The sequence below is a fragment of the Vibrio fortis genome, assembly GCF_000695685.1.
In the GTDB taxonomy this organism is placed as follows: Bacteria; Pseudomonadota; Gammaproteobacteria; order Enterobacterales; family Vibrionaceae; genus Vibrio; species Vibrio fortis_A.
In genome coordinates, this window is the sequence record NZ_JFFR01000002.1 from 909,453 (window position 1) to 930,364 (window position 20,912).

At 41.4% G+C, this 20,912-nt stretch carries 25 protein-coding genes; 13 read left to right on the forward strand and 12 right to left on the reverse strand.

Annotated elements, in window-relative coordinates; genetic code table 11:
* Positions 1–5 precede the first annotated feature (5 nt).
* Positions 6–410 (reverse strand): globin, encoded by a 405-nt coding sequence (locus VFDL14_RS18730; protein WP_032549547.1) that lies wholly within the window; start codon positions 408–410, stop codon positions 6–8.
* 48 nt (positions 411–458) lie between these two features.
* Entirely contained in the window at positions 459–839 is a 381-nt protein-coding gene (locus tag VFDL14_RS18725) for a VOC family protein (RefSeq protein WP_032549548.1), read from the reverse strand.
* 210 nt (positions 840–1,049) lie between these two features.
* Here VFDL14_RS18725 and VFDL14_RS18720 point away from each other — a divergent pair, with 210 nt between their 5' ends.
* From VFDL14_RS18720 to VFDL14_RS18710, 3 genes are all read left to right on the forward strand, one after another.
* On the forward strand, positions 1,050–1,952 hold the full coding sequence (locus VFDL14_RS18720) for a DMT family transporter (RefSeq protein WP_200870282.1): 903 nt from the start codon (positions 1,050–1,052) through the stop codon (positions 1,950–1,952).
* A 267-nt stretch (positions 1,953–2,219) separates the two neighbouring features.
* Entirely contained in the window at positions 2,220–3,188 is a 969-nt protein-coding gene (locus tag VFDL14_RS18715) for an acetylxylan esterase (RefSeq protein ID WP_032549549.1), read from the forward strand.
* Positions 3,178–3,906: an esterase family protein gene (locus VFDL14_RS18710; RefSeq protein ID WP_032549550.1), complete on the forward strand. Its 729-nt coding sequence runs from the start codon at positions 3,178–3,180 to the stop codon at positions 3,904–3,906. Before VFDL14_RS18715 ends, VFDL14_RS18710 begins: the two co-directional genes overlap by 11 nt.
* 37 nt (positions 3,907–3,943) lie before the next feature.
* Here the strand turns inward: VFDL14_RS18710 and VFDL14_RS18705 are convergent, their stop codons facing one another.
* Entirely contained in the window at positions 3,944–4,495 is a 552-nt protein-coding gene (locus tag VFDL14_RS18705; RefSeq protein WP_032549551.1) for a DUF1439 domain-containing protein, read from the reverse strand.
* 130 nt (positions 4,496–4,625) lie between these two features.
* Here VFDL14_RS18705 and VFDL14_RS0122930 point away from each other — a divergent pair, with 130 nt between their 5' ends.
* Complete coding sequence (locus tag VFDL14_RS0122930) at positions 4,626–5,960, forward strand: sigma-54 interaction domain-containing protein (protein ID WP_050487325.1); 1,335 nt, start codon at positions 4,626–4,628, stop codon at positions 5,958–5,960.
* Between the two features lie 240 nt (positions 5,961–6,200).
* Entirely contained in the window at positions 6,201–6,620 is a 420-nt protein-coding gene (locus VFDL14_RS18700; RefSeq protein WP_032549552.1) for a thiol-disulfide oxidoreductase DCC family protein, read from the forward strand.
* Between the two features lie 21 nt (positions 6,621–6,641).
* Here VFDL14_RS18700 and VFDL14_RS18695 read toward each other — a convergent pair whose 3' ends face one another.
* Positions 6,642–7,727 (reverse strand): hypothetical protein, encoded by a 1,086-nt coding sequence (locus VFDL14_RS18695; protein WP_032549553.1) that lies wholly within the window; start codon positions 7,725–7,727, stop codon positions 6,642–6,644.
* Positions 7,728–8,110: 383 nt separating this feature from the next.
* Here VFDL14_RS18695 and VFDL14_RS18690 point away from each other — a divergent pair, with 383 nt between their 5' ends.
* The 3 genes from VFDL14_RS18690 to VFDL14_RS18680 all read left to right on the forward strand — a co-directional run bounded on the left by VFDL14_RS18690 (position 8,111) and on the right by VFDL14_RS18680 (position 10,555).
* Complete coding sequence (locus VFDL14_RS18690) at positions 8,111–8,815, forward strand: response regulator transcription factor (protein WP_032549554.1); 705 nt, start codon at positions 8,111–8,113, stop codon at positions 8,813–8,815.
* Between the two features lie 33 nt (positions 8,816–8,848).
* Positions 8,849–10,171, forward strand: coding sequence for a sensor histidine kinase (locus VFDL14_RS18685; RefSeq protein WP_032549555.1), 1,323 nt, complete (start codon positions 8,849–8,851; stop codon positions 10,169–10,171).
* A 96-nt stretch (positions 10,172–10,267) separates the two neighbouring features.
* On the forward strand, positions 10,268–10,555 hold the full coding sequence (locus VFDL14_RS18680) for a Bor family protein (protein ID WP_032549556.1): 288 nt from the start codon (positions 10,268–10,270) through the stop codon (positions 10,553–10,555).
* Positions 10,556–10,645: 90 nt separating this feature from the next.
* Here the strand turns inward: VFDL14_RS18680 and VFDL14_RS18675 are convergent, their stop codons facing one another.
* The gene (locus VFDL14_RS18675; RefSeq protein ID WP_032549558.1) at positions 10,646–10,912 is read right to left on the reverse strand and encodes a DUF5062 family protein; all 267 of its coding nucleotides are present in this window, start codon (positions 10,910–10,912) and stop codon (positions 10,646–10,648) included.
* A 147-nt stretch (positions 10,913–11,059) separates the two neighbouring features.
* Complete coding sequence (locus tag VFDL14_RS18670) at positions 11,060–11,395, reverse strand: zinc ribbon domain-containing protein YjdM (RefSeq protein WP_032549559.1); 336 nt, start codon at positions 11,393–11,395, stop codon at positions 11,060–11,062.
* A gap of 193 nt (positions 11,396–11,588) precedes the next feature.
* Here VFDL14_RS18670 and VFDL14_RS18665 point away from each other — a divergent pair, with 193 nt between their 5' ends.
* On the forward strand, positions 11,589–11,837 hold the full coding sequence (locus tag VFDL14_RS18665) for a DUF3297 family protein (RefSeq protein ID WP_032549560.1): 249 nt from the start codon (positions 11,589–11,591) through the stop codon (positions 11,835–11,837).
* A 44-nt stretch (positions 11,838–11,881) separates the two neighbouring features.
* Here VFDL14_RS18665 and VFDL14_RS18660 read toward each other — a convergent pair whose 3' ends face one another.
* From VFDL14_RS18660 to VFDL14_RS18650, 3 genes are all read right to left on the reverse strand, one after another.
* On the reverse strand, positions 11,882–12,211 hold the full coding sequence (locus VFDL14_RS18660) for an AzlD domain-containing protein (protein WP_032549561.1): 330 nt from the start codon (positions 12,209–12,211) through the stop codon (positions 11,882–11,884).
* Positions 12,208–12,927, reverse strand: coding sequence for an AzlC family ABC transporter permease (locus VFDL14_RS18655; protein ID WP_032549562.1), 720 nt, complete (start codon positions 12,925–12,927; stop codon positions 12,208–12,210). Before VFDL14_RS18655 ends, VFDL14_RS18660 begins: the two co-directional genes overlap by 4 nt.
* Positions 12,928–13,021: 94 nt before the next feature.
* Positions 13,022–13,849 (reverse strand): AraC family transcriptional regulator, encoded by an 828-nt coding sequence (locus tag VFDL14_RS18650; protein WP_032549563.1) that lies wholly within the window; start codon positions 13,847–13,849, stop codon positions 13,022–13,024.
* A gap of 282 nt (positions 13,850–14,131) precedes the next feature.
* On the opposite strand from VFDL14_RS18650, the gene VFDL14_RS18645 reads away from it, so the two are divergent.
* Positions 14,132–14,473, forward strand: coding sequence for a hypothetical protein (locus VFDL14_RS18645; protein ID WP_032549564.1), 342 nt, complete (start codon positions 14,132–14,134; stop codon positions 14,471–14,473).
* Positions 14,474–14,631: 158 nt separating this feature from the next.
* Complete coding sequence (locus VFDL14_RS18640) at positions 14,632–15,393, forward strand: transporter substrate-binding domain-containing protein (protein ID WP_032549565.1); 762 nt, start codon at positions 14,632–14,634, stop codon at positions 15,391–15,393.
* 277 nt (positions 15,394–15,670) lie between these two features.
* Here the strand turns inward: VFDL14_RS18640 and VFDL14_RS18635 are convergent, their stop codons facing one another.
* Genes VFDL14_RS18635 through VFDL14_RS0122935 form a run of 3 tightly spaced genes read right to left on the reverse strand, consistent with a single transcriptional unit; the run spans position 15,671 to position 18,177 of the window.
* Positions 15,671–17,131 carry a hypothetical protein gene (locus VFDL14_RS18635; RefSeq protein ID WP_032549566.1) on the reverse strand — a complete coding sequence of 487 codons (1,461 nt, stop codon included), beginning with the start codon at positions 17,129–17,131 and terminating at the stop codon, positions 15,671–15,673.
* A 59-nt stretch (positions 17,132–17,190) separates the two neighbouring features.
* A complete protein-coding gene (locus tag VFDL14_RS18630) occupies positions 17,191–17,685 on the reverse strand; it encodes a hypothetical protein (RefSeq protein WP_032549567.1) in 495 nt (164 codons plus the stop codon).
* 42 nt (positions 17,686–17,727) lie between these two features.
* Complete coding sequence (locus VFDL14_RS0122935; protein WP_032549568.1) at positions 17,728–18,177, reverse strand: hypothetical protein; 450 nt, start codon at positions 18,175–18,177, stop codon at positions 17,728–17,730.
* Between the two features lie 1,028 nt (positions 18,178–19,205).
* Between VFDL14_RS0122935 and VFDL14_RS18620 the strand changes: the two genes are divergently transcribed.
* The gene (locus VFDL14_RS18620; protein ID WP_032549570.1) at positions 19,206–19,955 is read left to right on the forward strand and encodes an EAL domain-containing protein; all 750 of its coding nucleotides are present in this window, start codon (positions 19,206–19,208) and stop codon (positions 19,953–19,955) included.
* A gap of 79 nt (positions 19,956–20,034) precedes the next feature.
* Positions 20,035–20,736, forward strand: coding sequence for a response regulator transcription factor (locus VFDL14_RS18615; RefSeq protein ID WP_032549571.1), 702 nt, complete (start codon positions 20,035–20,037; stop codon positions 20,734–20,736).
* Positions 20,737–20,912 lie beyond the last annotated feature (176 nt).

The window sequence follows — 20,912 nt, forward strand, 5'->3', positions numbered from 1 at the left end:
AAAGCTTATTTAACGACACACTCTTGCTTCATAATCTTGAGGCCAATATCGAGTGTTTCTGTCCAAGCTTGTTCGACCTGCGCATCATAGTGCGGGTCGAACTTTTTGACCGTATTAAGCAGTGATTGAAACCACTCATTAAGCTCTTGCTCTGAGATATCCATCCCGAGGTCTTTATGTTGCTTACCCAAGCGCTTTACGGAGTCTCTTACACTTGGTAAACCAGAAGAGTTATAGATCAAGATGATCGACGCCTTAAGCATCTTGGTTTGCTGCTCTAACCCAACATTGGCAAATCGCTCCGAAAACCGTGGGTTATGCTCACAAAAATCACTGAGGAAAGCTTCCAAAAACTCTTGATCGATTCGACAGCGTTCAAAGCTCTCATAAAACCGTTCACTATGTTCCATTTTACTCTCCTCAATGCAATCCTCTGCCTCTATTTTCATTATATGCAACTATGGCATAAAATGGGTTGCACAGACTTTATTACCATCGGGATCACGCAAATATGCCATATAAAGTCGACGCACACCTGAGTCTCTCACACCTGGAGCGTCTTCAATACTGGTACCGCCGTTTTCCAAACCGATGCGATGCCACTCATCCACTTCTTCTGGAGATTTCGCAACAAACCCTACCGTCATCCCATTACCGACACTGGCAGGATCACCATTAATTGGCTGGGTTAAACCCAGAACGCCATTGTCAGATAGGTAAATACAGCGACCTTTAGGATCCACTACTCCTTCGCTTTGGCCTAATGCCGCTAAGGTTGCGTCATAAAATGACTTTGCTCGCGCGATACTTTCTACACCTAAAAATACATGACTAAACATAAACTAAGCATTCCTTCGTTATGGGATTGCTACCAAAATAAGAGGTTACCGAGAGCTTGTCCAGAGTGATTTATGAACACTCATCATGCCCAAACAGTCCAATGATTTTGTAAACGTAAAGTGGAATAATTTTCAATTCGCTTACGTTCGGTGTTCACAATTGAGGTATGATTCACATTCAGCTCTTACTCAACTCACAAAGACAATCCTATGCCTTCACTCTCTTTCTCGTTCATCCCCGTCGGGGTTCGCTTTATGTTGCTATCCGCATTAGGTTTCGCGCTGATGTCGGCATGCGTAAAGTACGTGAGCAACTATGGCATTCCTGTCTTTGAAATTGTCGCCGCTAGGGCCTTGGTGTCTCTTATCATCAGTTATATTGACGTTAAGCGTAAAGGCATCTCAGTTTGGGGTAACAACAAACCGTTGTTATTCGTTAGAGGAGCAGTCGGAACCGCGGCATTGATGTGTGTTTACTATGCGGTGACGACACTTCCGCTGGCAGAAGCGACCATCCTTCAGTACGTGCACCCTGTATTTACTGCTCTACTTGGTGTTCTGTTTCTAAAAGAGCGTGTTCAAACCTCAACCATGATCTGTATTGCCTTCTGCCTTGCAGGTCTATTTGTGATGGTTCAACCCAATATGAACAGCAGCATGACCAATGAACTGCCTCTGTTCAGCATCATGATGGCATTGATTGGCGCATTGGGTAGCTCGATTGCCTATGTAATTGTACGAAAGCTCAGCCAAACCGAGGACAGCTCAGTGATCATCCTCTACTTCCCAATGGTGGCACTGCCTTTATCAATAGCCCTGATTTGGAATGACTTTGTTTGGCCAAGCTTATTCATTACCATCATGTTGGTATTAGTCGGTGTGTTCACTCAGATCGGCCAATATGGCTTAACCAAAGCAATGCAAACCCAAGCCGCTGGTAAAGCCTCAGCCTACTCTTACGTACAAATCGTCTTTTCTGCGCTGCTTGGTGTATGGCTATTTAATGAAATACCATCGATTTGGACTTACCTAGGTGGTAGCTTGATTGTGACAGGCGCTCTCATCAATGTATTTGGAAAACAACTGCTCAAACCGTTTAAAAGGAGCGCATAAGCAGTTAGGTCTTATCCCCTTCATGTACAAAGTCGCCCTCGTGGCGGCTTTTTCTTTATCATTCCTTCTTAATTTAATTGTATTTCAACTGGATAGAGTGCTACTTGTCGGTCTATAAATAACAAAGCACCGTCGTTTCAGCGTGTTCAAGTTGACCAACGTTCAAACAAGTTTGTGGATTGGCTCAAACACGGTGTTCGCAATAAACATGTAACATGACATCGTTAATGTTTTTCTTTCCACGCTAAAACCAGTAGCGAGACACCAGTGACGTTTAAACACAATTACGACTTCGATCCGACCTACGGATACGACCTAGACCAACTCTTACAAGTTGAAGCGAGCATTACACCAGCGGACTTCGCCTATTTTTGGCAACAGAAGTATGAGCGAGCACTGCAGGTAACACCCTATGTTAGCTTGCAAGACACAGGGCGTATTGTGAATCACTGGCGTGTATTCGATTGTTACTACAACTCGACCGATGGCGTACGAGTAGGTGGTTGGCTGTTACTACCCGAGAAAGAGGAGATTCACTGCGCGGTCGTATGGGCACACGGCTACGGAGGGCTCGATGAACCAGATACAACTTGGAAGCTAAAACACACAGCGATATTAGTCCCATGTGTGCGTGGTATCAGTCGCAGCCATCATCACCCGATCTCAGACGATCCGTACTGGCATGTACTGCACAACGTGCAAGACAGAGAACACTACATCTTAGGCGGATGCGTTCAAGACTTGTGGTGTGGGATCTCCGCGGTGCTTACTCTATACCCCAACCTCAAATACAAAATTGGCATGATTGGGAACAGCTTAGGGGGCGGCCTTGCTATCTTTGCTACGGCCTTTGATAAGCGCATCAAACGCTGTCACTTCCATGTACCTACTTTTGGTAATGTATCGCTACGCTTAACTATGCCGACCATTGGCAGTACACAAGCCCTCATCGATTTTGGTAATCAAGCCCTACTTGCTCGTAACCTCCCTTATTTTGATACCTCATGCGCCGCCAAGTTTATCTCTCAACCTTCTCACTGGGGGCTAGCACTGTTCGACCCATATGTTGCACCTCCTGGGCAATTCAGCGCCTACAACGCCTGTAAAGGTCAAAAAGAGCTGTTTGTATTAGAGGCTGGACACTTTATTTACCGAGGTGAAGGCAAACAACGTCGTGAGCTGCGTAAAAGTGTTGAGTCATTCTTTAAAACCTTGGGGGATTGTGATGAAACGTGAGTATCACAAATGGTGGAGCCCCAACCTCAATCGCAATATGGAGCTACTGATATTCGGTCATGCAGGTGCTAAGGTTCTGGTCTTCCCAACTCGTACTGGTCGCTTCTACGAATATGAGAACCTTGGGTTGGTCGACTCAATTACCGACAAGATCAATGCGGGGCAACTGCAACTCTACTGTGTGGATAGTGTCGATACCGAAAGTATGTACTGTTTTTGGGCGCACCCTTTTGGCCGAATGCACCGCCATTGTCAGTATGAAGAGTATATTCTCAGAGAAGTGCTGCCATTGATGGCGAGTAAGAACAGCCACCCTTGTACTATTTCGCACGGCTGCTCTCTGGGGGCTTACCACGCTGCAACTCTATTTTTTAGACACCCTCACCTATTCCAGAAATTGGTCGCCTTTTCTGGGCGCTACGACCTCACATGGAGTACTGAGTCATTCAAAGACCTATTCGATGGCTTGTACAACGATGAAATTTATTACCACACCCCAACCCACTTTCTGCCGGGTTTACCTCCTTCTGACCAACTCACTCAAATCAAAAATAGCGATATTGTTTTTGCGATAGGCAAAGAAGACCCATTTCTGCAGAACAACCACCAGCTCAGCCGTATCCTGAATCAAAAAGGAATTAAGCACCGAATGTATGAGTGGGACGGGCGTGCGCATCGAGGACGTTATTGGCGTCAAATGATCCCGCTCTATCTATAATTATCTAGTCGCGGAGTCAATTTGGTTTTAGTTAGATTTAATCAAACAGTTCGATAACAAGCTTGTTGTTTTGAATGACCAAGTTCGGTTCGGCTGATTTTAAAAGCGCCTCTTGTACCTTGGCGCCATCAAGTTTGTACACAGGCTGTTGAGACAGCACTAAACCAATCATCGAGACTGCGGGCTGCAATAGGTTGGCGATATTTTCAGGCAGCTGCTTACCACTTTCATTGAAGTTCTCTAAGCGTAACGATTTCAAATACACTTCGCCGCTCTCTTTGTCGTATTCAGGAATCGCGCTAAATTCGATATCGAGATCTAAACCAACATTTTGCATATTGAATACTTGCACCTGAGCATTCGTGTTTGCAAAAACTGATACGCGATCAGCGTCCGCTCTACCAATCTTAACTTGTAAATCTTCGACCGCGACTTGCGCATACATCATGTTCTCAACGCCCACAGACTGGTTGATTTCGACTGACTCCTGCAAGTATTCGGTCATGTCTTTCTCTGTGATGCTATAGCTTGCACAGCCGCCTAGTACAGCTATCAATGGTAAAACCAACCAAACAGCACGCTTCAACATACTCTCTCACTCCAACGATTCATTTAACTTATTATAATTCGCCATTTCTTAATGATAAGAATATCAACAATAGAAATACTGCTACTTCCATTCTACTATTATTAGGGGCGAATATAAGTAAAGCGAACCTATGATGCAGATGTCAACTGAACAAAAAGATAGACGTTGTGCTGCCGTGCTTTGTCATGGCAATCATTCGCTGCTGCATGGTTGGGTAGATTCATTGCGCGAGGACCGGTGGGATATTGTCAAGGTCAACACTATGGACGCTCTAACTGACGTGTTAAATACACACAAAATACCTATTGCTATCGTCTGCCTTGACGAGCCAATCACCAATGCAACTTGTCAGTCCTTACTTATGCTTAAACAGAGATTCTCAAACCTAGGTCTGATCGGTATTTTTTATGATAAGCCTGCACACAACCTTTCGTTTATCCATCACTGCTTTTGGGATTATTTCCACCATCCAATAGACGCAAAATGGCTTGCAAAAAGCTTAGGCCATTTATTGGGAATGATAGATGGTGAACCCGTTAAACACTATCTCACTGACAGAGAAAAACGTTGCAGATTGATTGGTGACTCAAAGATCATTCAAGATATAAAAACGCAAATAGATAAGGTGGCACACTCAACCTACCCAGTTTTAATCCAAGGTGAAACGGGAACAGGGAAAAGCCTTTGTGCAAGGATGATCCACAACCAGTCACCACGCAAACATCAACCATTTGTCGCATTGAACTGCGGTGCTATCCCTCACTCTTTAATTCACTCAGAGCTTTTTGGCTATGAAAAAGGAGCATTTACCGGCGCAGCCAAACGCTATATCGGCCATGTAGAGCGAGCACAAAATGGCACACTCTTCTTGGATGAAATCGGAGATCTTGAGCTACCGCTACAAACATACCTACTGCACTTTTTAGAAAACAGCCACATTGAACGCTTAGGTAGTAATAGACAGATCCCGATCAATTGCCGAGTTCTGTTTGCTACCAATATCAATCTTGAACAAGCCGTTGCTGCTGGTCGATTTAGAAAAGACCTTTATCATCGTATTAATGTATTGAACCTTGAGATCCCTCCACTATCTGAACACCGTGAGGATATTGAAGCGCTGGTACATTTTGAGTTGCAAAAGAATGATGCAAGCCACTTCGTCATCTCGAGCAAAACACTCGATGTACTAAAGCAGTATCAATGGCCCGGGAATATTCGGGAGCTGTTCAATGCGGTGAAAAGAGCGGTGGTTTACGCTGACCATTCGTGCCTTGAAACTCAACATATGCAGCTGGCGTTTAAAGAACCACAGAATGGCAGTTCGATAGAAGATGAATTATCCGAGAAACGTATTAGACAAACCATCGAACAACAGCACTACAATATTTCAGCGACTGCTCGAGCTCTGGACGTATCAAGAACCACTTTATACAAACTGCTCAAGCGGCATCGTATCAGTTACTAAAATCGGCTGGGTCGTAAAGTTTGAATTAGCCCCAAAAGGCAGCCTGATAACCTGTTTCCTGTTATTTCAGGTTAATTAGTCAACGTAAGAACTCACGGTAGACGTTACAGTAGCCTGAATATGTTCATTTAACATACCTTTCCCTTTAAACACAGTAAGATAGTGATCTGGACAGTTTGTTAAGGAGTACTAGTACTTAGGTTGTTCTAGAATTCTTGATAAATAAAAGGAAGTGAGAAAATGAACGGGCAAGACGCAAAGCCAAAACTGACGATATTTTATGATGGAACCTGCCCTTTGTGCTCGAAGGAGATGAATGCCCTCACGAAGCAAGACATCAACAACAGCATAAAGACAGTCGATATCTACAGCGATGAGTTTGCTCATTACCCAAACATTGACTCCAGCGCGGCCAACACGGTTTTGCATGCATTGAATGACAAAGGTGAGTTGATACTGGGGTTAGACGTTACCCATAAGGCTTGGGATTTGGTGGGGAAAGGTTGGTTATACGCGCCATTGCGCTGGCCACTCGTGAAGCCATTGGCAGACTGGTGTTATCTACGCTTCGCTAACAACCGCTACAAAATATCTTACTGGCTAACTGGCGTCGCACGTTGTGATAACAACGGGTGTAAAATTGACAGTGACGCCAAATGACGTCACTGCGTGGAGATTTCTCTACTCAATATGCGTGATAAATTGATATTTATCTGAATCTGCTTTGGTCACCCAATGCTGACCTTTAAATGGTGCTGAATCTAACGTGAATAGATAGAAGTCGATACCCTTGTCACCCATTACGGTGTTGAAGTAAGTCGCTTGTTTGCGGTGACTTTCATCCGTGTATGGGAAGTCTTTTGCTGTTTTACCTTCAGTCCCCCAACTATGAACACCAATTTGCTTCAGTGTTTCAAAGTTATCAATCTTCTTCGCGCGCTGGAGAGTGCGAGTTTGGCCAGCAGCGAAAAGGTCAGTACCGCCAGAGAAAACCGATCCGTTAGGTGTGACTACCGTGTGCATCTTGGTTTTGTGGATCAGCAAGCCTGTGTACATGTTGATATCATCATCACCACTACCGCCAATATGGCTGTTAAACTTCATCGTCATTTCTTGACCAACATGCTTGTCCACGATGTCTTTCAATTGTAGAAACGTCGTCACACCTAATGTTGATTCATTTCGAGGACCGTCTACTGGGTCAATTTCTCGATAGATATCATCAAATGCGAATGAAGTAACAATATTCACCTTACCGTCAACGTCTGAGGCAGTTAAGATGGTCGACCCCATACTGCCCAATGCTTCGAAAGCCTCGTTGTAGAATTCGATGGTTACCTCCTCTCGTGAGTCATCGATTTCAGATTGAATCAACGTTTGATCTTTACCTACCGTTCGCTTATTAGCTCTACAATCAAAAGTTTGAAGCAATGTTGTTGGCGAGTAGATATAGCAGCTTCGTCTGTCATTGTAGACCGCAACATCAATGGTTTGACCATGAACATCGGCCAATCTTGTAATAAGTAAGATGTCACCAAAACCCTCTGCATACTGAACTTGTTCATATGACTTGCCGTCATAAGTTAAGCGCATACCTTCAAAGTAGTCTTCTCGATCTTCGATGATTTCGTCCAGGGCACTTTCAGTAAACTTATAATCTGCCGCAGGTTTAGCGACTTTAGCTTTATGAGTACCGCTCGAACTCGAGTTGCATCCAGCTAGCACAATCAGCGGTAAGGCTAATAATAGATTTCGATATTGCTTCATAATTTCTCTCCAATGTTGGTATGGAGAGAATTCTATGGAACGTTTTTGTCATTAGCTGTCTGAATGATGTATGGAAATGTCGTACTGCATCATTACAATACATTTCCATGTTTTATAATAAAGCACTCGAACAAGAACAAACTATAAACTTGGCATTCATGACTTATACCAATCGTAGTAAATAATTGCTCACCCTAGCTTGTTAAAATGCTCGATAACTGCGTTAGAATTTTTGATTGTAGAATAACTACTTATCAAAAAATTCTGCCTTGTTCTCAAGCCTTTTTTCTGCGCTATTTTTGATCACTTACTTACTGTGATTGGTATTACGCTGTGCCCTGCGTTCTTAATCTAAGTCTTTCATACCAAACGGCCGAAAATTTATGACACAACATTCCATGCTCATCGTTGAAGACGACTTGAAACTTCAACAGCTATTAAAGAGTTACTTTGTTACCCAAGGTTTTGATGTGACGACATTAGATGATGGCAGTGAAGCCATTGACCACATGCTAGACCACCAGCCAGATATTGTTCTGCTTGATCTGATGTTGCCTGTCGCAGATGGCCTGACAATTTGCCGACAGACGCGTACAAAATTCCTCGGTAAGATTTTGATGCTAACAGCCAGTGATGATGACTTTGACCATGTCGCCGGATTAGAAACAGGGGCTGATGATTACGTGACGAAACCCATTAAACCACGCGTTCTTCTTGCTCGTGTTAGAAGCTTATTGCGACGTGCAGAGCCCGTTGACGCTGTCGATGAAGACAAAGATCAAATCACTTTTGGCCAGTTAGTACTAAAAAACAAATACAAACGATGTGAATTAGACAGCAAGATTGTCCAGCTAACAGACAGTGAGTTCGACCTACTTTGGATACTTGCTAACCAGCCGGATACTGCGCTCTCCAGAGACACCTTAACTCAAGAATTACGTGGCATTGAATACGATGGGTTCGACAGAACAGTAGACAACAAAATCGTACGTCTGAGAAAAATGCTTGGTGATGACCACTCCCCTGCAGAAAAGATCCAGACACTACGAGGAAAAGGCTACTTGTTTGTCTCCACAGCTTGGGGCTAATTTGCGTTAACTCACCCAATAGCGAAGAGAATAATGAAACGCATATACCTAGAATCACTCATCGGCCTGTTTGCCTGCTTTATGGCGAGCATCTTCGCTTATGAGGTCACCGTCTATCAGTGGACAACTGACTACGAGTTCGTGTTGTACGATTACGAGGCGTTGGCCCACCAACAGCTGATCAGTAATATCGCCACTAATCAGGGCGTTGAGGCCGCTGAAGAAGCTATTGCTCAGTTCGCCGACATGACTCGACATATCGTGACTACGTTTCCCCTCGGCCAAGGCGCACCTTCTGAGGTTGTCGAGTTTTTTAAAGCTCAATCAGATATGCCAGTCCTGTTTGACGATGACAGGGATCTCTGGTTTCACTTCCCTGGTTCAGATGCCATTTATCGCTATGCGCCTGATGAAGAAGCCTTTGTGCGACAAAAGATTCAGCTCGAAGATGATTTGCTCTGGTTATTCTTCTCTCTCAGCTTTGTCATTTACGCTTCAGGGCACCTGTTCGTCATTCACCGTAGAGTGAAGAAGCTAGAGCGCGCAACTCTAGGCTTCGCTTCTGGCGATTTTTCGATAAGAGCGGAAACCCGTAGCGGCAGCGCAATTGGTACGCTGAATCGCTCTTTTAACCTCATGGCAGACAAAATCCAGCACCTTATCGACAGCAATCGTGCACTGACCAACGCTGTAGCCCATGAACTCAGAACGCCTGTTTTCCGCATTCAATGGCAAGCCGAACTGCTGAAAGACACACCGCTCGACCAAGAGCAGAGAGCCACCATCGATAGCATTGTAGAAGACACCGAAGAGATGGAAGGCATGGTGGATGAGCTGCTCTATTTTGCCAAACTTGATAACCACAAATTGGATTTAGAAAAGAGCCGTTTTGAGCTTTCAACTTACGTCGATAAATTGATACCACGATGGCAAAAAGAGACCAAGCTAACGCTAGCGATGACGTCTCACCTCAATACTGACCATCAATTGGACGCTGACAAACATCAGCTCAAACGAGCTCTCGATAACGTCGTTCGTAATGCATTTAAGTTTGCAGAAACGCAAATCGATATTCATCTTGTCGAAAAAGAGAAGTACCTGTGTATTGAGATCCACGATGATGGGCCGGGTGTCGATGAAGAACATATCGCTCACCTGTTTGAACCCTTCTACGTGGGCAATAAAGCTCGTAATAAAGGTAAGAGTGGCCATGGCCTTGGCCTCTCAATTGTTGAGAAGATCTGCCAACAACACGGTGGGTACGCCAGCGTGAAACGCAGTACAAGGCTCAACGGCGCACTGTTTACGTTATACTTACCGAAATGTAATTCTGAGCCTGACAAACCTATACAGTAACAAAATAAGAACTTTGGAATAATTGACTCCATCAACCGTTAGCCAACACCGCTGAGTGTTGGTTAACCGAAACATGATTACTCAATGGAGAACACTATGAAAAAGCTAATTCTTATCGCGGCACTATCTATGGTAGCTACAGGCTGCGCTCAACAAACATTTGTTATGGCGCCGGACGAAGCAGAAGTAACAACAGAAGCACCACAACACTTCTTTATTAACGGTCTAGCACAAGAGAAAGAGATCGATGCTGCGAAAGTTTGTGGCGGTGCAGATAAAGTAGCAAAAGTAGAAGTTCAAGAGACGTTTGTTAACGGCCTACTTCGCACAGTGACATTTGGCATCTACACGCCACGTGACGCGCGTGTTTACTGCAAAGCGTAATCGAATCTAAAGAACAACTCCAAGACTTTTGACATGCAAAAAATCCCCAATCAGAGGCTAGACTGATTGGGGATTTTTATATTCGTTTGATTATTTAAGAGGGTCACCCTCTGGCAATGCACTGTGAATCCAAACGGCAAGGCGCTTTTTAATGTCCTTACCTTCTTGCTTGTCAGCAGGGAGAGGCGTAATTTGCTTTGCATCGACTAAGAATAGATAAATAGCCTTTGCTTTTACCGACTGTGACATACTCGGGTCATTGAGCTTAAAGCCTTGCATTTCGGCTAGCTTAGTTCCGACTTCCATCGCCTTTTTAAACAGTTTGTCTTCGTTTTGTAGCTTAGTGGTTTTCGACATTTCGTCACCTTCGTGGTTACAAAGCAGTGACTTCAGTATATATCATTTATTAACGTCGACTTTTTGCTTACTTAGCAGTTTCGAACAAAACAAATCTTGGTTTTGAGGGGCAATACACAGTCTCACCCTACTCACCAAAGCGGCGTGCTACGCCTTTTTCACATACTTGGCAGTCACCATCATTTCACCAGCGCCATCAAGCTTGCAGTCTAATTGGTGATCTTTACCGTCGTTCATTCGTTTGATAACCCCTTTGGTGCCAATCTTTAACACAAGAGAACTGCCTTTTACTTTTAGGTCTTTAGCCAAAGTAATCTTATCCCCTTCCGCCAATAAGCTCCCATTCGCATCTTTGATATTGAGTTCGTTCTCTTTCGCGACTTCTTCAGGGTTCCACTCATAAGCGCATTCAGGACAAACAAGGTGGCTTTGGTCTTGATAAACATATTCAGAGCTGCAGCTCGGGCAAGGAGGAAAAGACATAGTAATTACTTCCAAATACAAATTTATGCTACATGGTAAACGCTCTGTCTATACATAGCGAGTGGAATTGCTTAGCGTGTTCATGGTTCGCTCCAACCTGACAAACAACCCCAGAATAATGACAACTTTTCTTGATGCTCAGGTCGTATTTTGTCTACAATGACGCACTTTTTATTTACTGTAAGTAAGCATCATGACAGATAACACAGCAAAGCCAGCTCTACCAGATCGTCTAGCAGGTAACCCACGCAGCCCACACCACGTAGCTGAGTGTTTCGAACACCACATCGGCATTCGTCTAAACGGTAAAGAGCGTACTGACGTTGAAGAGTACTGCATCAGCGAAGGTTGGGTAAAAATCCCTTCACCTAAAGCGCTAGACCGTTTCGGTCGCCCAATGCTAATCACATTGAAAGGCACAGTTGAAGCTTTCTACAAGTAAGCTGAGAACACAAAAAAACAGGGCTCAAATGAGCCCTGTTTTTATTAGTGAAAAAGATAATCGACTAGCACCAAGTTATACAAAAGAAACACTCCCATGCTGAGCAGGATGGTGACTAACACATTGCCTGTTTTCCAGATCAGCAAAAAAGTCACTAGCGCTGCGATTAAGTAAGGGTTTTCTGCACTCACCCATAGCTCTTTCTCTGGAGCAAATACAATGGGTCCCCAAATCGCCGTCAATACTGCTGGGCCAGAGTAGCGAAGTAACCTACGAGCTGAGGCGTTCAAACGAAGTGGCACTGCAGGTTCCAGAAACAAATAACGACTCACAAACACAATCGCTGTCATCAGCAGTATGGTTAACCAGATCATGATGACTCTCCTTCTGTGATCGAATGACTTGAAACATTGCCATCTTTATAACTTTCACAAAGGAAGCCAGAAAGCATACCCGCAATTGAAGCCACCATTAACGCCCCTTCGACTTGGTTAACCGTCAACACCACAGACACCAACAATGACACCAGCACGCATACAATAACCGGCATGGTATTAATCAGCGGGAATACTAGCGCAATGAAGGTCGCTGCAACGGCGAAATCCAAACCAATTTCATTCAGAGATGGAATTTGGCTACCTGCGACAATGCCGACAAAGCTGGCCAGATTCCAGAAGAGATAGAACACACCTCCAACGCCTGCCGCATACCAACGATTGAACTCTTGCTTGGATTGACCACTACAGATCGCAAACAATTCATCCGTCAGCCAGAAGCCCAACAGTAAACGCCATCGTGTCGGTAAATCACTGATTTTATCGCGCATAGAGACGCTGTATAAAAAGTGACGTGACGTAATGAACAGCGTGGTTAGTAACATGGTGCCTAAGCCAATTCCAGCCTTAAACATACCCGCCGCAACCAGCTGCGCTGAGCCTGCAAACAAAATCGCTGACATCGCCTGTGCTTGAAGAGGGTCAAGCCCCGCATCTATGGCATACGAGCCCGCCAATATTCCCCATGGAATCACCGCAATACTCAGTGGCATCCCGGCTAGCGCCCCTTTCCAAAGCTGAGATTTTCTCGTCATATTGATACTTCCATTTTAAATCTGTTAAACCTTAGGGAACAATTTAGTCAGCCTATGTTATTCGCGATTGTACAAACTTGCTCAATATTAAGCGTTATAACATCTTGATGTACTGGCCTGGCGTGTAGCCGTTGGCCTTTTTGAAATGTCGATGAAAATGACTCTGGTCGTGAAAACCGCACTCTTGAGCCGTATCCGATATAGAGTGACCACGTTTGAGCAAAGTTCTCGCAAGGCGCAATCGAGACTGGATTTGATAAGCATGAGGCGGCAACCCAAATTCCTTTTGGAATGAACGAACCAAATGATACGGACTCAGAGCCGCCAGCTTTGAAAGCTCTTCCAAAGAGACATCGGCCTGTGGAAAGTCATCGAGAAACTCTTTAACCAACACCAGTTGCCGCTGCGTTTTACTGTCGAGTTGAGGTTTGAGCGGGCTTTTGCCATGACGACTGATAAGCTTAACCAACATGCCGTACATTAGTGTTTCACGTAAAAGTCGATTATCCGACTCATCAATGGTATTGAAGACCAAACGTAATTGGTTAGCGAGTTCTGGGTCTTCAACCACCGCACGCGGAAAGTAAGGCGCGCCGTAGTTTGGCAAATTAAGCTCTTGAGTTATTTTCGCAAGTTGCTCTGGCAGTGGGTACATAGCGCGATACGCCCAGCCGCCTTCTGTGGCAGAATGTCCGCTATGCACTTCATCGGCATTGACCAAGATAATGGCATCTTGAGGAGCAACGTGATGACCACCCGTGCGATAAAAACGTTGTGCGCCCTGTTCAATCACTCCGAGCGTATAACCTTCATGGCTATGGCGAGAGAAATTCTGCTTTTCATATTCTGCGTTCAGGATCTCAAGGCCACCAAGCTCTTCTGTGATCTTGTAATCCGCCTTTTCCTTCTTCGCCTTCTTCATCTCGCCATTCCTCAGGTATCGACATCCTCTCAATCCATCACTCTACTCTATAAGTTAAAGAAGCTTTTGTACAAAATTGCGGTTTTAGGTTTAGATAAGTTGAAAGTTATCCTCCCGTTCGTTAAGAAATAGAGAAGCAGGTGTTCGTAACCTGCTCATAACATCTAATTCATTTAAAACTGGTACTAACCTCTCGTAACAATCTAGCTTTGGGTAAAATTGACAATAAACCGCAAAATTGCAGACATAATTCATGAAAACCACCTAACATCGACCAAATAAATGAAAGCTGCTATTTCTATCACTCTTCTTGTTCTTTTGACTGGCTGTACTCATAACCAATCAAAAGCGTTGAACGCTAACACCTCTTCAGTCAACGTTTATGCACAATCAATGTCGAACATGCAGCTGTGCGACACCCTCTACTATGGTCGACCAAGTAACCAAACGCTGGCAGCCATTGGTGCTGAGTTCAATCGAAGAGGCCTATCTAAAACTTGGTGTGATGCCGAAGCCAACAAGCTCTATCTAACTCAAGCCCTCAACTGGCTAGCACAACAGGCCGATAGCGATGATGAACAGACCGAAAGTGACGATTCAGCCGTAATTCTGCCTGCAAATTGATTTTTTTGACCATCGATACACTCGACCAAATCGCAAAGATAGAAGAGAGCCATTGATTAAAATTTATGCCTTAGTTCACAAGGATATGCATTTGCATTGATAGTTGTTAATGAATCGTTAATGATGCATATCCATCTCTAATATAAGGACATAATGAAATGAAGTGGATATTAGTTGCGTTGGTTAGTCTGTTTTCTGCGTTCACTTACGCAAAAGAGTGGAAGCAAATACGATTTACGGTAGAAGGCGCTTACCCTCCTTTTAGTTGGACAACTAAAGAAGGTAAGTTAGAAGGCTTTGAAGTCGACCTGGCCAACGCACTGTGTGATGAGCTGCAGGTACAATGCGTAATATCTAAAACCGATTGGGATGGCATTATCCCTTCTCTGCTTAGTCGCAAAAACGACGCGATTATCGCTGCAATGACTATTACAGAAGAGCGCGAAAAGAAGGTTGACTTCACCATCCCATACGCAAAAGTACCAACGCGCTTCGTGATGGAAAACGGTCGTGAAATCAATATGGAAGATGGCAGCTTAAACGAGCTTACGATTGGAGTGCAGCGCGCGACTATCGGAGATAAGTACCTTTCTGAAATCTACCCTGACGTCGATATCCGCCGCTACGGTAACTTTGATGAAGCCTTTACTGACTTATTAAATGGACGCCTTGATACAGTATTTGGTGGCTCTATGGGTTTAAATTCTGGATTCTTAGAAACAGAACAAGGTAAAAACTATCACTTTACCGGGCCCAAGTTCACTGAAGAGAAATGGTTTGGTCGTGGCATCGGTGTTGCCGTTCGCAAACAAGACGACGATTTAAAACTACTAATCAATGACGGCATCCAAAGACTGATCGACAACGGCCAGCATGCAAAAATTGCTAGCAAGTACTTCTCGTACAGTATTTACGAATAAAGCAACACTGTGACTCAATAGAACATAAAAGCCGCTCTCTATGAGCAGCTTTAATTATGACAAGATATCTATTCCACTACGCATATCGTAACTGAATTCTAATCGACACTGTTTTCACAACTTGCTTCAATAACCCGAACAGCGCCAAAATCACTAGTACAAATTTTATGTTCAAGGTTTTGAAAGCTAGAGAAGTCAAAGCAATGTTTCAAAACTACTACTAGATCAAAAAGTAATACCTAAGCACGTCCTTGTGCTTAGATAATAAACTCGAAAGCTACTTAGTGACACAAACTGTCACTGCACTCGTGTTAGTACTATTTTCAAAATTTCCATCAGTTACTTTTACAATACCAAAATCATTTGTATAAATTGTATGCTTTGATAATGTACTCTTAACACTTTCAAGTGTATCCCCTTCTAGGATATTAAGATACTCAATCAAATCAGCAGGGCGACCAAAGTCTTCACATGCAACAGCAGACACATCTCCTATTAAAGGTTCAGCTATTGAACCAATAATAAAATAACGAAAGTCATCTATTTTTGTGATTAGTTCTTTACCATACTTCCCCTTGGCCTTTACTATTAAACTGTTATCCTCTTGACTCATATCAAGACCAGTAGGGTCGCTTAACATGATTGACTTTATGGTATTATTGCTCTCTCTACCCTGTTCTTTTCCAATCTTTTCATTAGAGTCTGGAGTTGTTTTTTTTACTACCGTTTTTCTTTCTATTTTAGTAGTACTCTCATGGTTATTTGTTTTTTTTGATTTTTTGCTTTTTTTGAAATTATAGTAGTATTCTTTGCCATCAACCACTTGCTCTACTGTTGACTCTACTTTTCCGTCATAAGATGCGAGAATAGTATGTTTACCAGAAGTCACTAATTTTGATATCTTTTTCCCACTTCCAATAATTTCCCCATTCAAATACCAAGAAGCATTAACATTACTTGTGAGCAATATATTTACTTCGTTGATACCAAGGTAACTATGAATCTGAGATATAATCTCATCAGTTAAGACAGGAGAAACTTCGACTGACACTCGATAACTAAGATTTCCACTAAAGTCTACTGATGCATTTTCGATCTTATAATTGTCGATATCCTGACTGGGAGAAATAAACTCATTATCACTTCTAAACTTAGCTACAATCAACGACCTATTTCTTGAAAGACAATTTTTTATTGATTGATCTTCATTACAGCTAAAATTCCCCTCTTGAACAATGGTTTTTTTCTTTCCATTCCATTCATTTCTAATTCTATTTATAATATTTTTAGATAGACTTGATAGCGATGATATTCTAGATCGATTTTTTATATCTCTCTCCACTTTCAATGATGCTATTTTATCAGAAGTATCTTCAATTTCTTCTATGATTATCTTGTTTGATATAGATAACTCACTTCGGTTAACAATTAACTTTGCAATATTATTTGATAGCTTATACTCATTAATATCTTCTGAATATTTGGCATCCTGTATATATCTATCGAGCTGAGAATTTATATAAGCCATTTTTTTCAAATTAGACTTGTAAGTGTTGTTTTTCTCAACATTTAAAGAAAGTAAATTTTGAAGATCTGAATTGATAAAAACTTCATCGTGTTCTGCAACTATATCCTCATAAGTGATATGCTCTGACTCGTTAAGCCAGGATTTAGCAAAAGCATCTAGAGAAAAGGATAATAGTATAGGTAGCGATAATACCTTTATATACTTAGTCATTCCAATAATTTCTTTATTAAAAATTATGCACCCATATAAATGGGTGCATAGTTCATTAGTTAGTCATCACACGAAATTGTGATCGTAGTTGACACTAAAGCGTTATTAGTCGGCTTGAAGTAGCTTTGACCTCGCTCAGTTTCTGCCCAGAATTTGATTTCAGATTGACCATTTTGAAAGTTATCGACATCGTATCGTTGATTGACATTAATATCTTCCATCATGTCTACGTTACTACGGAAGTTAATATCAAACCCGCTTCCATCAACAGTTTGTAGGCCTGTTGTTTGTGCAGTATCAATTGAGTAATGAACTTTATCTTGCACGTTAGATACAATCTTAATTGTATACGCGTCCGATGGGATTCCATTTTGCTTACCGAATCTTAACTCTGTTCGACTACTCGATGTATCTTGAACAACACATAGTTTAGGGATATTAGCTGACGCAGTAAAATCATACTTTGTTGAATAGAATGTAGCTGCATTGGCGAATAAGCTAGAACTAGCAAGTAAAAGAGCAATACCAGGTTTTACACATTTTTTTAATTTCATAATAATTCACATGTTAATTTAAAAATTAGCTATTGAGCTAAATCATTTAGAATAGATTGAGTCTTCAAAGTCTCGTTTTTTTAGTTTTCCCTCTGCCTCCATTAATTGGATTTTCCTTAAGCGTTCAATATGTTTAATCTCGCTCTTAAGCTTATTTAACTCAATTAACGCTTTTTCGGTTTCTATTTCTGCAAGGCGGCTACAATTGAGCCTTTCGCCACCCCCCATACTATAGGCGAAGCCTATATATCCACCGGTCTCATTAAAGTCACTATTATAGATGTAGGCGTCATCACCACCTGTTGTCACTAAACCACCATACATTTGTATATTTCCGCCTACAGAGCTCCTACAACTTGCCCCATCAGAAGTTCGAACTTCGTCATAGCTTGAAGGGGAAGAAGGTGGGGAAGGTATATCGATCAGTGATGCAGCTAGAGAATGACCACTTATCAAAATTAAAGACAATAACTTTAGATATTTTAAATTCATTTATTTCTCCAGCTCGCCTACTATGCCCAACTCTTCAGCCGGGAAGTACGTTGTTACTTTTGAACACATTCTGGTATTAAATCCTTTTGAAGTTAAACTGACACTACATACTTCATTAAAAGTCTGAACATTTGGTTTAGACATCAACCAAACATTTAAATCTCTAGATTCACCGGGCATTAAACACCTTGAAAGAGTGCCATCTACCTGGTCATTTATGTATATTTCATAACATGTTCTTTTCTTGAATCCGTTAATTAATGTAAACTTGAACTCAAAATGTGTATCGACAACATACTCATTAACTGTTTGCGGATATTGCCCATGGGACATAACGTTGTAACTAAATAAACTTAGCCCAAATAAAAAAACTCTTAGCATGATATTACTAACTCTTATCTAATTCTAAAGACATTGGAGCAGCTCAAACATCGATACTTTGATTTTATTCCTATAAACCTTTCCCATAATGTTCGATGGAGCCTTTGATACTCATTTCGTTCACAATCACATTTCATTTGACAAGTCCTTTCATAAGCTTAGTAAAAATTAGTAACCGTCAATCTAGGTTTAAACAATTTATAATAACCAATTATCGGTAGGTGATTAGGTTACTTTATATGGTCAAACCCAAAGATGAACTGGCGAGAACTCAAGAAGTCGAAAAATATTAAAGGAGAATTAGTAAAACCAAGAATAATTAATAGATCGAATTCGAAGCAACTTATTAAACATTAACATTACAAATTAAAATTCGAGACTAAGAAAGTTTAAGCATCTGAAGTAAAAGTACTAACAACTCCAGAACGACACACAACCAACCCAGCGTTAACAAAATGAAACAATTACACACAAAAGATAAATAAAAGTCATACCCTAACGAGTTTCATTAACAAACAAGCAGAATGCGAGACAAAGACCTCAAAAATAAGCACACTACTTATAATGACTTATATTTCCTTAGTTGCTCACGCGAATGTATGCAAATAGCATTAAGTATTGATAACAACAATAAGTAAGGGAAACACATGCAGGACAAGCTTAGTCTTCTCAAAGGCTCAAAGATTTATAATCTTGAGCTCCTTATTCAACCAATCATTTCATACAAAGATAAATGTGTTTTTGCTTACGAGTGTTTGAGTATCGTAAAAGAAGACATTAGTGGAGATATTCAAGATAATGAAGAGTTTTTCCGAGAACTATGTGAGAACGAGTTTGAGCTACTAGCCTTTAAACAAATTCGTTTTTTATCTATCTATGAATCTGAATTGTCTGGCTGCTTAATATCAATAAATATACCACTATCCCTTATGATGAAATTAGATTTTCTAGAATCGTTAGCTACTGACTCTAACCTTAACATTGCTGTTGAAATTACAGATATTGACTTTAGCCTAGATGAAATAGAATTAGTCTACGAAAGAATGAAGCACTTAAAGGCTAATTTTAAAATATCGTTCTGGTTAGATGATTATACGATTAACAAGGTCAGCCAAGAGTTTTTAATGTATCTTCCTTGGGATATAATTAAGATAGATAAATCAGCATCAAAATCTAAATCCAATCTATTAATAAACCTAATATATATCGTTAATTTGGGATTTGACTTACAAGAAAATGTTATAGTTGAAGGTATTGAAAACCTATCTACACATGAGGAAATTGTGAGACATAACCTTAAAGCACAAGGGTATTTGTATGGGAAACCAGACACAGTATCGAACTACATACGGTTCAAATCTTCTCATGTTGATAGATTGATAAATATTAGAGCTTGAATTCTAATTTACATTTTCTTAAAATCTCCCCCCCAATAAAAACAACAAAATAATTTACACAAATTTAACAAGGTTAGCTATGATTGACATTGTTCTAATTGAAGACGATTGCGAACTTCGAAGGATGTTAAACTATCTATTGTCCGAAATTGAAGGATTTGAAGTGGCATGCTTTAAAAGTGGTTCAATTGCTCTTCCATTTATTGAGAAAAACCTGCCTAGACTAGTATTACTCGACTTACAACTGCCTGACATGTCAGGCCTTGACATAATTAAGTCCATCAGATCAAAGCTCATGCCCACACCAGTAATCGTTATCACTGCAAACGATAGTGAATTGACAGAGATGAATTGCTTGACTGCCGGTGCAAACGATTATTTGGCAAAGCCAATTAGAAGCTCGGTCCTTGTTGAAAGAATCAAACGACAAATATTTAAAGATAGCAAAACGCTAAATAAAGAAAATGAGGCAGATAATGAAGCAAAAATCGCATACTTGCGAGAAAAAGATCTCAGCCTTATATACAACAACACCAATATAAAACTGGCTCCTTCAGAGTATGAAATTCTAGATATTCTGAATAAGAGTGAAAAACCTATGACTGTTTGTGACCTATTTGAAATGATTCATGGTTTCAACCATGACCCAATAGACCGTTCTATCTATATGAGAATATACTCCTTAAAAAAGAAAATAAGCGCCTCATTCCCAAACTTTGAACTTGTAATGAATAGAAGATCAAAAGGGTTCTATTTGTCATGTGATATGGGCTACCTTTAGCTAACTATTTAGTATCTCACTAGAATAAATTTTCAATTTCTTCTAATTAATACTTATAATCTGTACATTCCCTTTTTATATCTATTTTCAAGTTACTCGGAATATAAGTTCTAGCCAAAAATCAAAATACCTTTACCCCCATACGGATTATCGTTTGCAATCGAAATTCAGCATGG

Bases quoted from the DNA above. Each gene is read 5' to 3' on its own strand.
- VFDL14_RS18670 (WP_032549559.1), bottom strand. From the start codon at position 11,395: ATGTCTTTTCCTCCTTGCCCGAGCTGCAGCTCTGAATATGTTTATCAA.
- VFDL14_RS18675 (WP_032549558.1), bottom strand. From the start codon at position 10,912: ATGTCGAAAACCACTAAGCTACAAAACGAAGACAAACTGTTTAAAAAG.
- VFDL14_RS18645 (WP_032549564.1), top strand. From the start codon at position 14,132: ATGAAAGCTGCTATTTCTATCACTCTTCTTGTTCTTTTGACTGGCTGT.
- VFDL14_RS18660 (WP_032549561.1), bottom strand. From the start codon at position 12,211: ATGATCTGGTTAACCATACTGCTGATGACAGCGATTGTGTTTGTGAGT.
- VFDL14_RS18725 (WP_032549548.1), bottom strand. From the start codon at position 839: ATGTTTAGTCATGTATTTTTAGGTGTAGAAAGTATCGCGCGAGCAAAG.
- VFDL14_RS18720 (WP_200870282.1), top strand. From the start codon at position 1,050: ATGCCTTCACTCTCTTTCTCGTTCATCCCCGTCGGGGTTCGCTTTATG.
- VFDL14_RS0122935 (WP_032549568.1), bottom strand. From the start codon at position 18,177: ATGAATTTAAAATATCTAAAGTTATTGTCTTTAATTTTGATAAGTGGT.
- VFDL14_RS18650 (WP_032549563.1), bottom strand. From the start codon at position 13,849: ATGAAGAAGGCGAAGAAGGAAAAGGCGGATTACAAGATCACAGAAGAG.
- VFDL14_RS18635 (WP_032549566.1), bottom strand. From the start codon at position 17,131: ATGACTAAGTATATAAAGGTATTATCGCTACCTATACTATTATCCTTT.
- VFDL14_RS18710 (WP_032549550.1), top strand. From the start codon at position 3,178: ATGAAACGTGAGTATCACAAATGGTGGAGCCCCAACCTCAATCGCAAT.
- VFDL14_RS18695 (WP_032549553.1), bottom strand. From the start codon at position 7,727: ATGAAGCAATATCGAAATCTATTATTAGCCTTACCGCTGATTGTGCTA.
- VFDL14_RS18730 (WP_032549547.1), bottom strand. From the start codon at position 410: ATGGAACATAGTGAACGGTTTTATGAGAGCTTTGAACGCTGTCGAATC.
- VFDL14_RS18665 (WP_032549560.1), top strand. From the start codon at position 11,589: ATGACAGATAACACAGCAAAGCCAGCTCTACCAGATCGTCTAGCAGGT.
- VFDL14_RS18680 (WP_032549556.1), top strand. From the start codon at position 10,268: ATGAAAAAGCTAATTCTTATCGCGGCACTATCTATGGTAGCTACAGGC.
- VFDL14_RS18640 (WP_032549565.1), top strand. From the start codon at position 14,632: ATGAAGTGGATATTAGTTGCGTTGGTTAGTCTGTTTTCTGCGTTCACT.
- VFDL14_RS18685 (WP_032549555.1), top strand. From the start codon at position 8,849: ATGAAACGCATATACCTAGAATCACTCATCGGCCTGTTTGCCTGCTTT.
- VFDL14_RS18620 (WP_032549570.1), top strand. From the start codon at position 19,206: ATGCAGGACAAGCTTAGTCTTCTCAAAGGCTCAAAGATTTATAATCTT.
- VFDL14_RS18705 (WP_032549551.1), bottom strand. From the start codon at position 4,495: ATGTTGAAGCGTGCTGTTTGGTTGGTTTTACCATTGATAGCTGTACTA.
- VFDL14_RS0122930 (WP_050487325.1), top strand. From the start codon at position 4,626: ATGATGCAGATGTCAACTGAACAAAAAGATAGACGTTGTGCTGCCGTG.
- VFDL14_RS18690 (WP_032549554.1), top strand. From the start codon at position 8,111: ATGACACAACATTCCATGCTCATCGTTGAAGACGACTTGAAACTTCAA.
- VFDL14_RS18615 (WP_032549571.1), top strand. From the start codon at position 20,035: ATGATTGACATTGTTCTAATTGAAGACGATTGCGAACTTCGAAGGATG.
- VFDL14_RS18700 (WP_032549552.1), top strand. From the start codon at position 6,201: ATGAACGGGCAAGACGCAAAGCCAAAACTGACGATATTTTATGATGGA.
- VFDL14_RS18655 (WP_032549562.1), bottom strand. From the start codon at position 12,927: ATGACGAGAAAATCTCAGCTTTGGAAAGGGGCGCTAGCCGGGATGCCA.
- VFDL14_RS18630 (WP_032549567.1), bottom strand. From the start codon at position 17,685: ATGAAATTAAAAAAATGTGTAAAACCTGGTATTGCTCTTTTACTTGCT.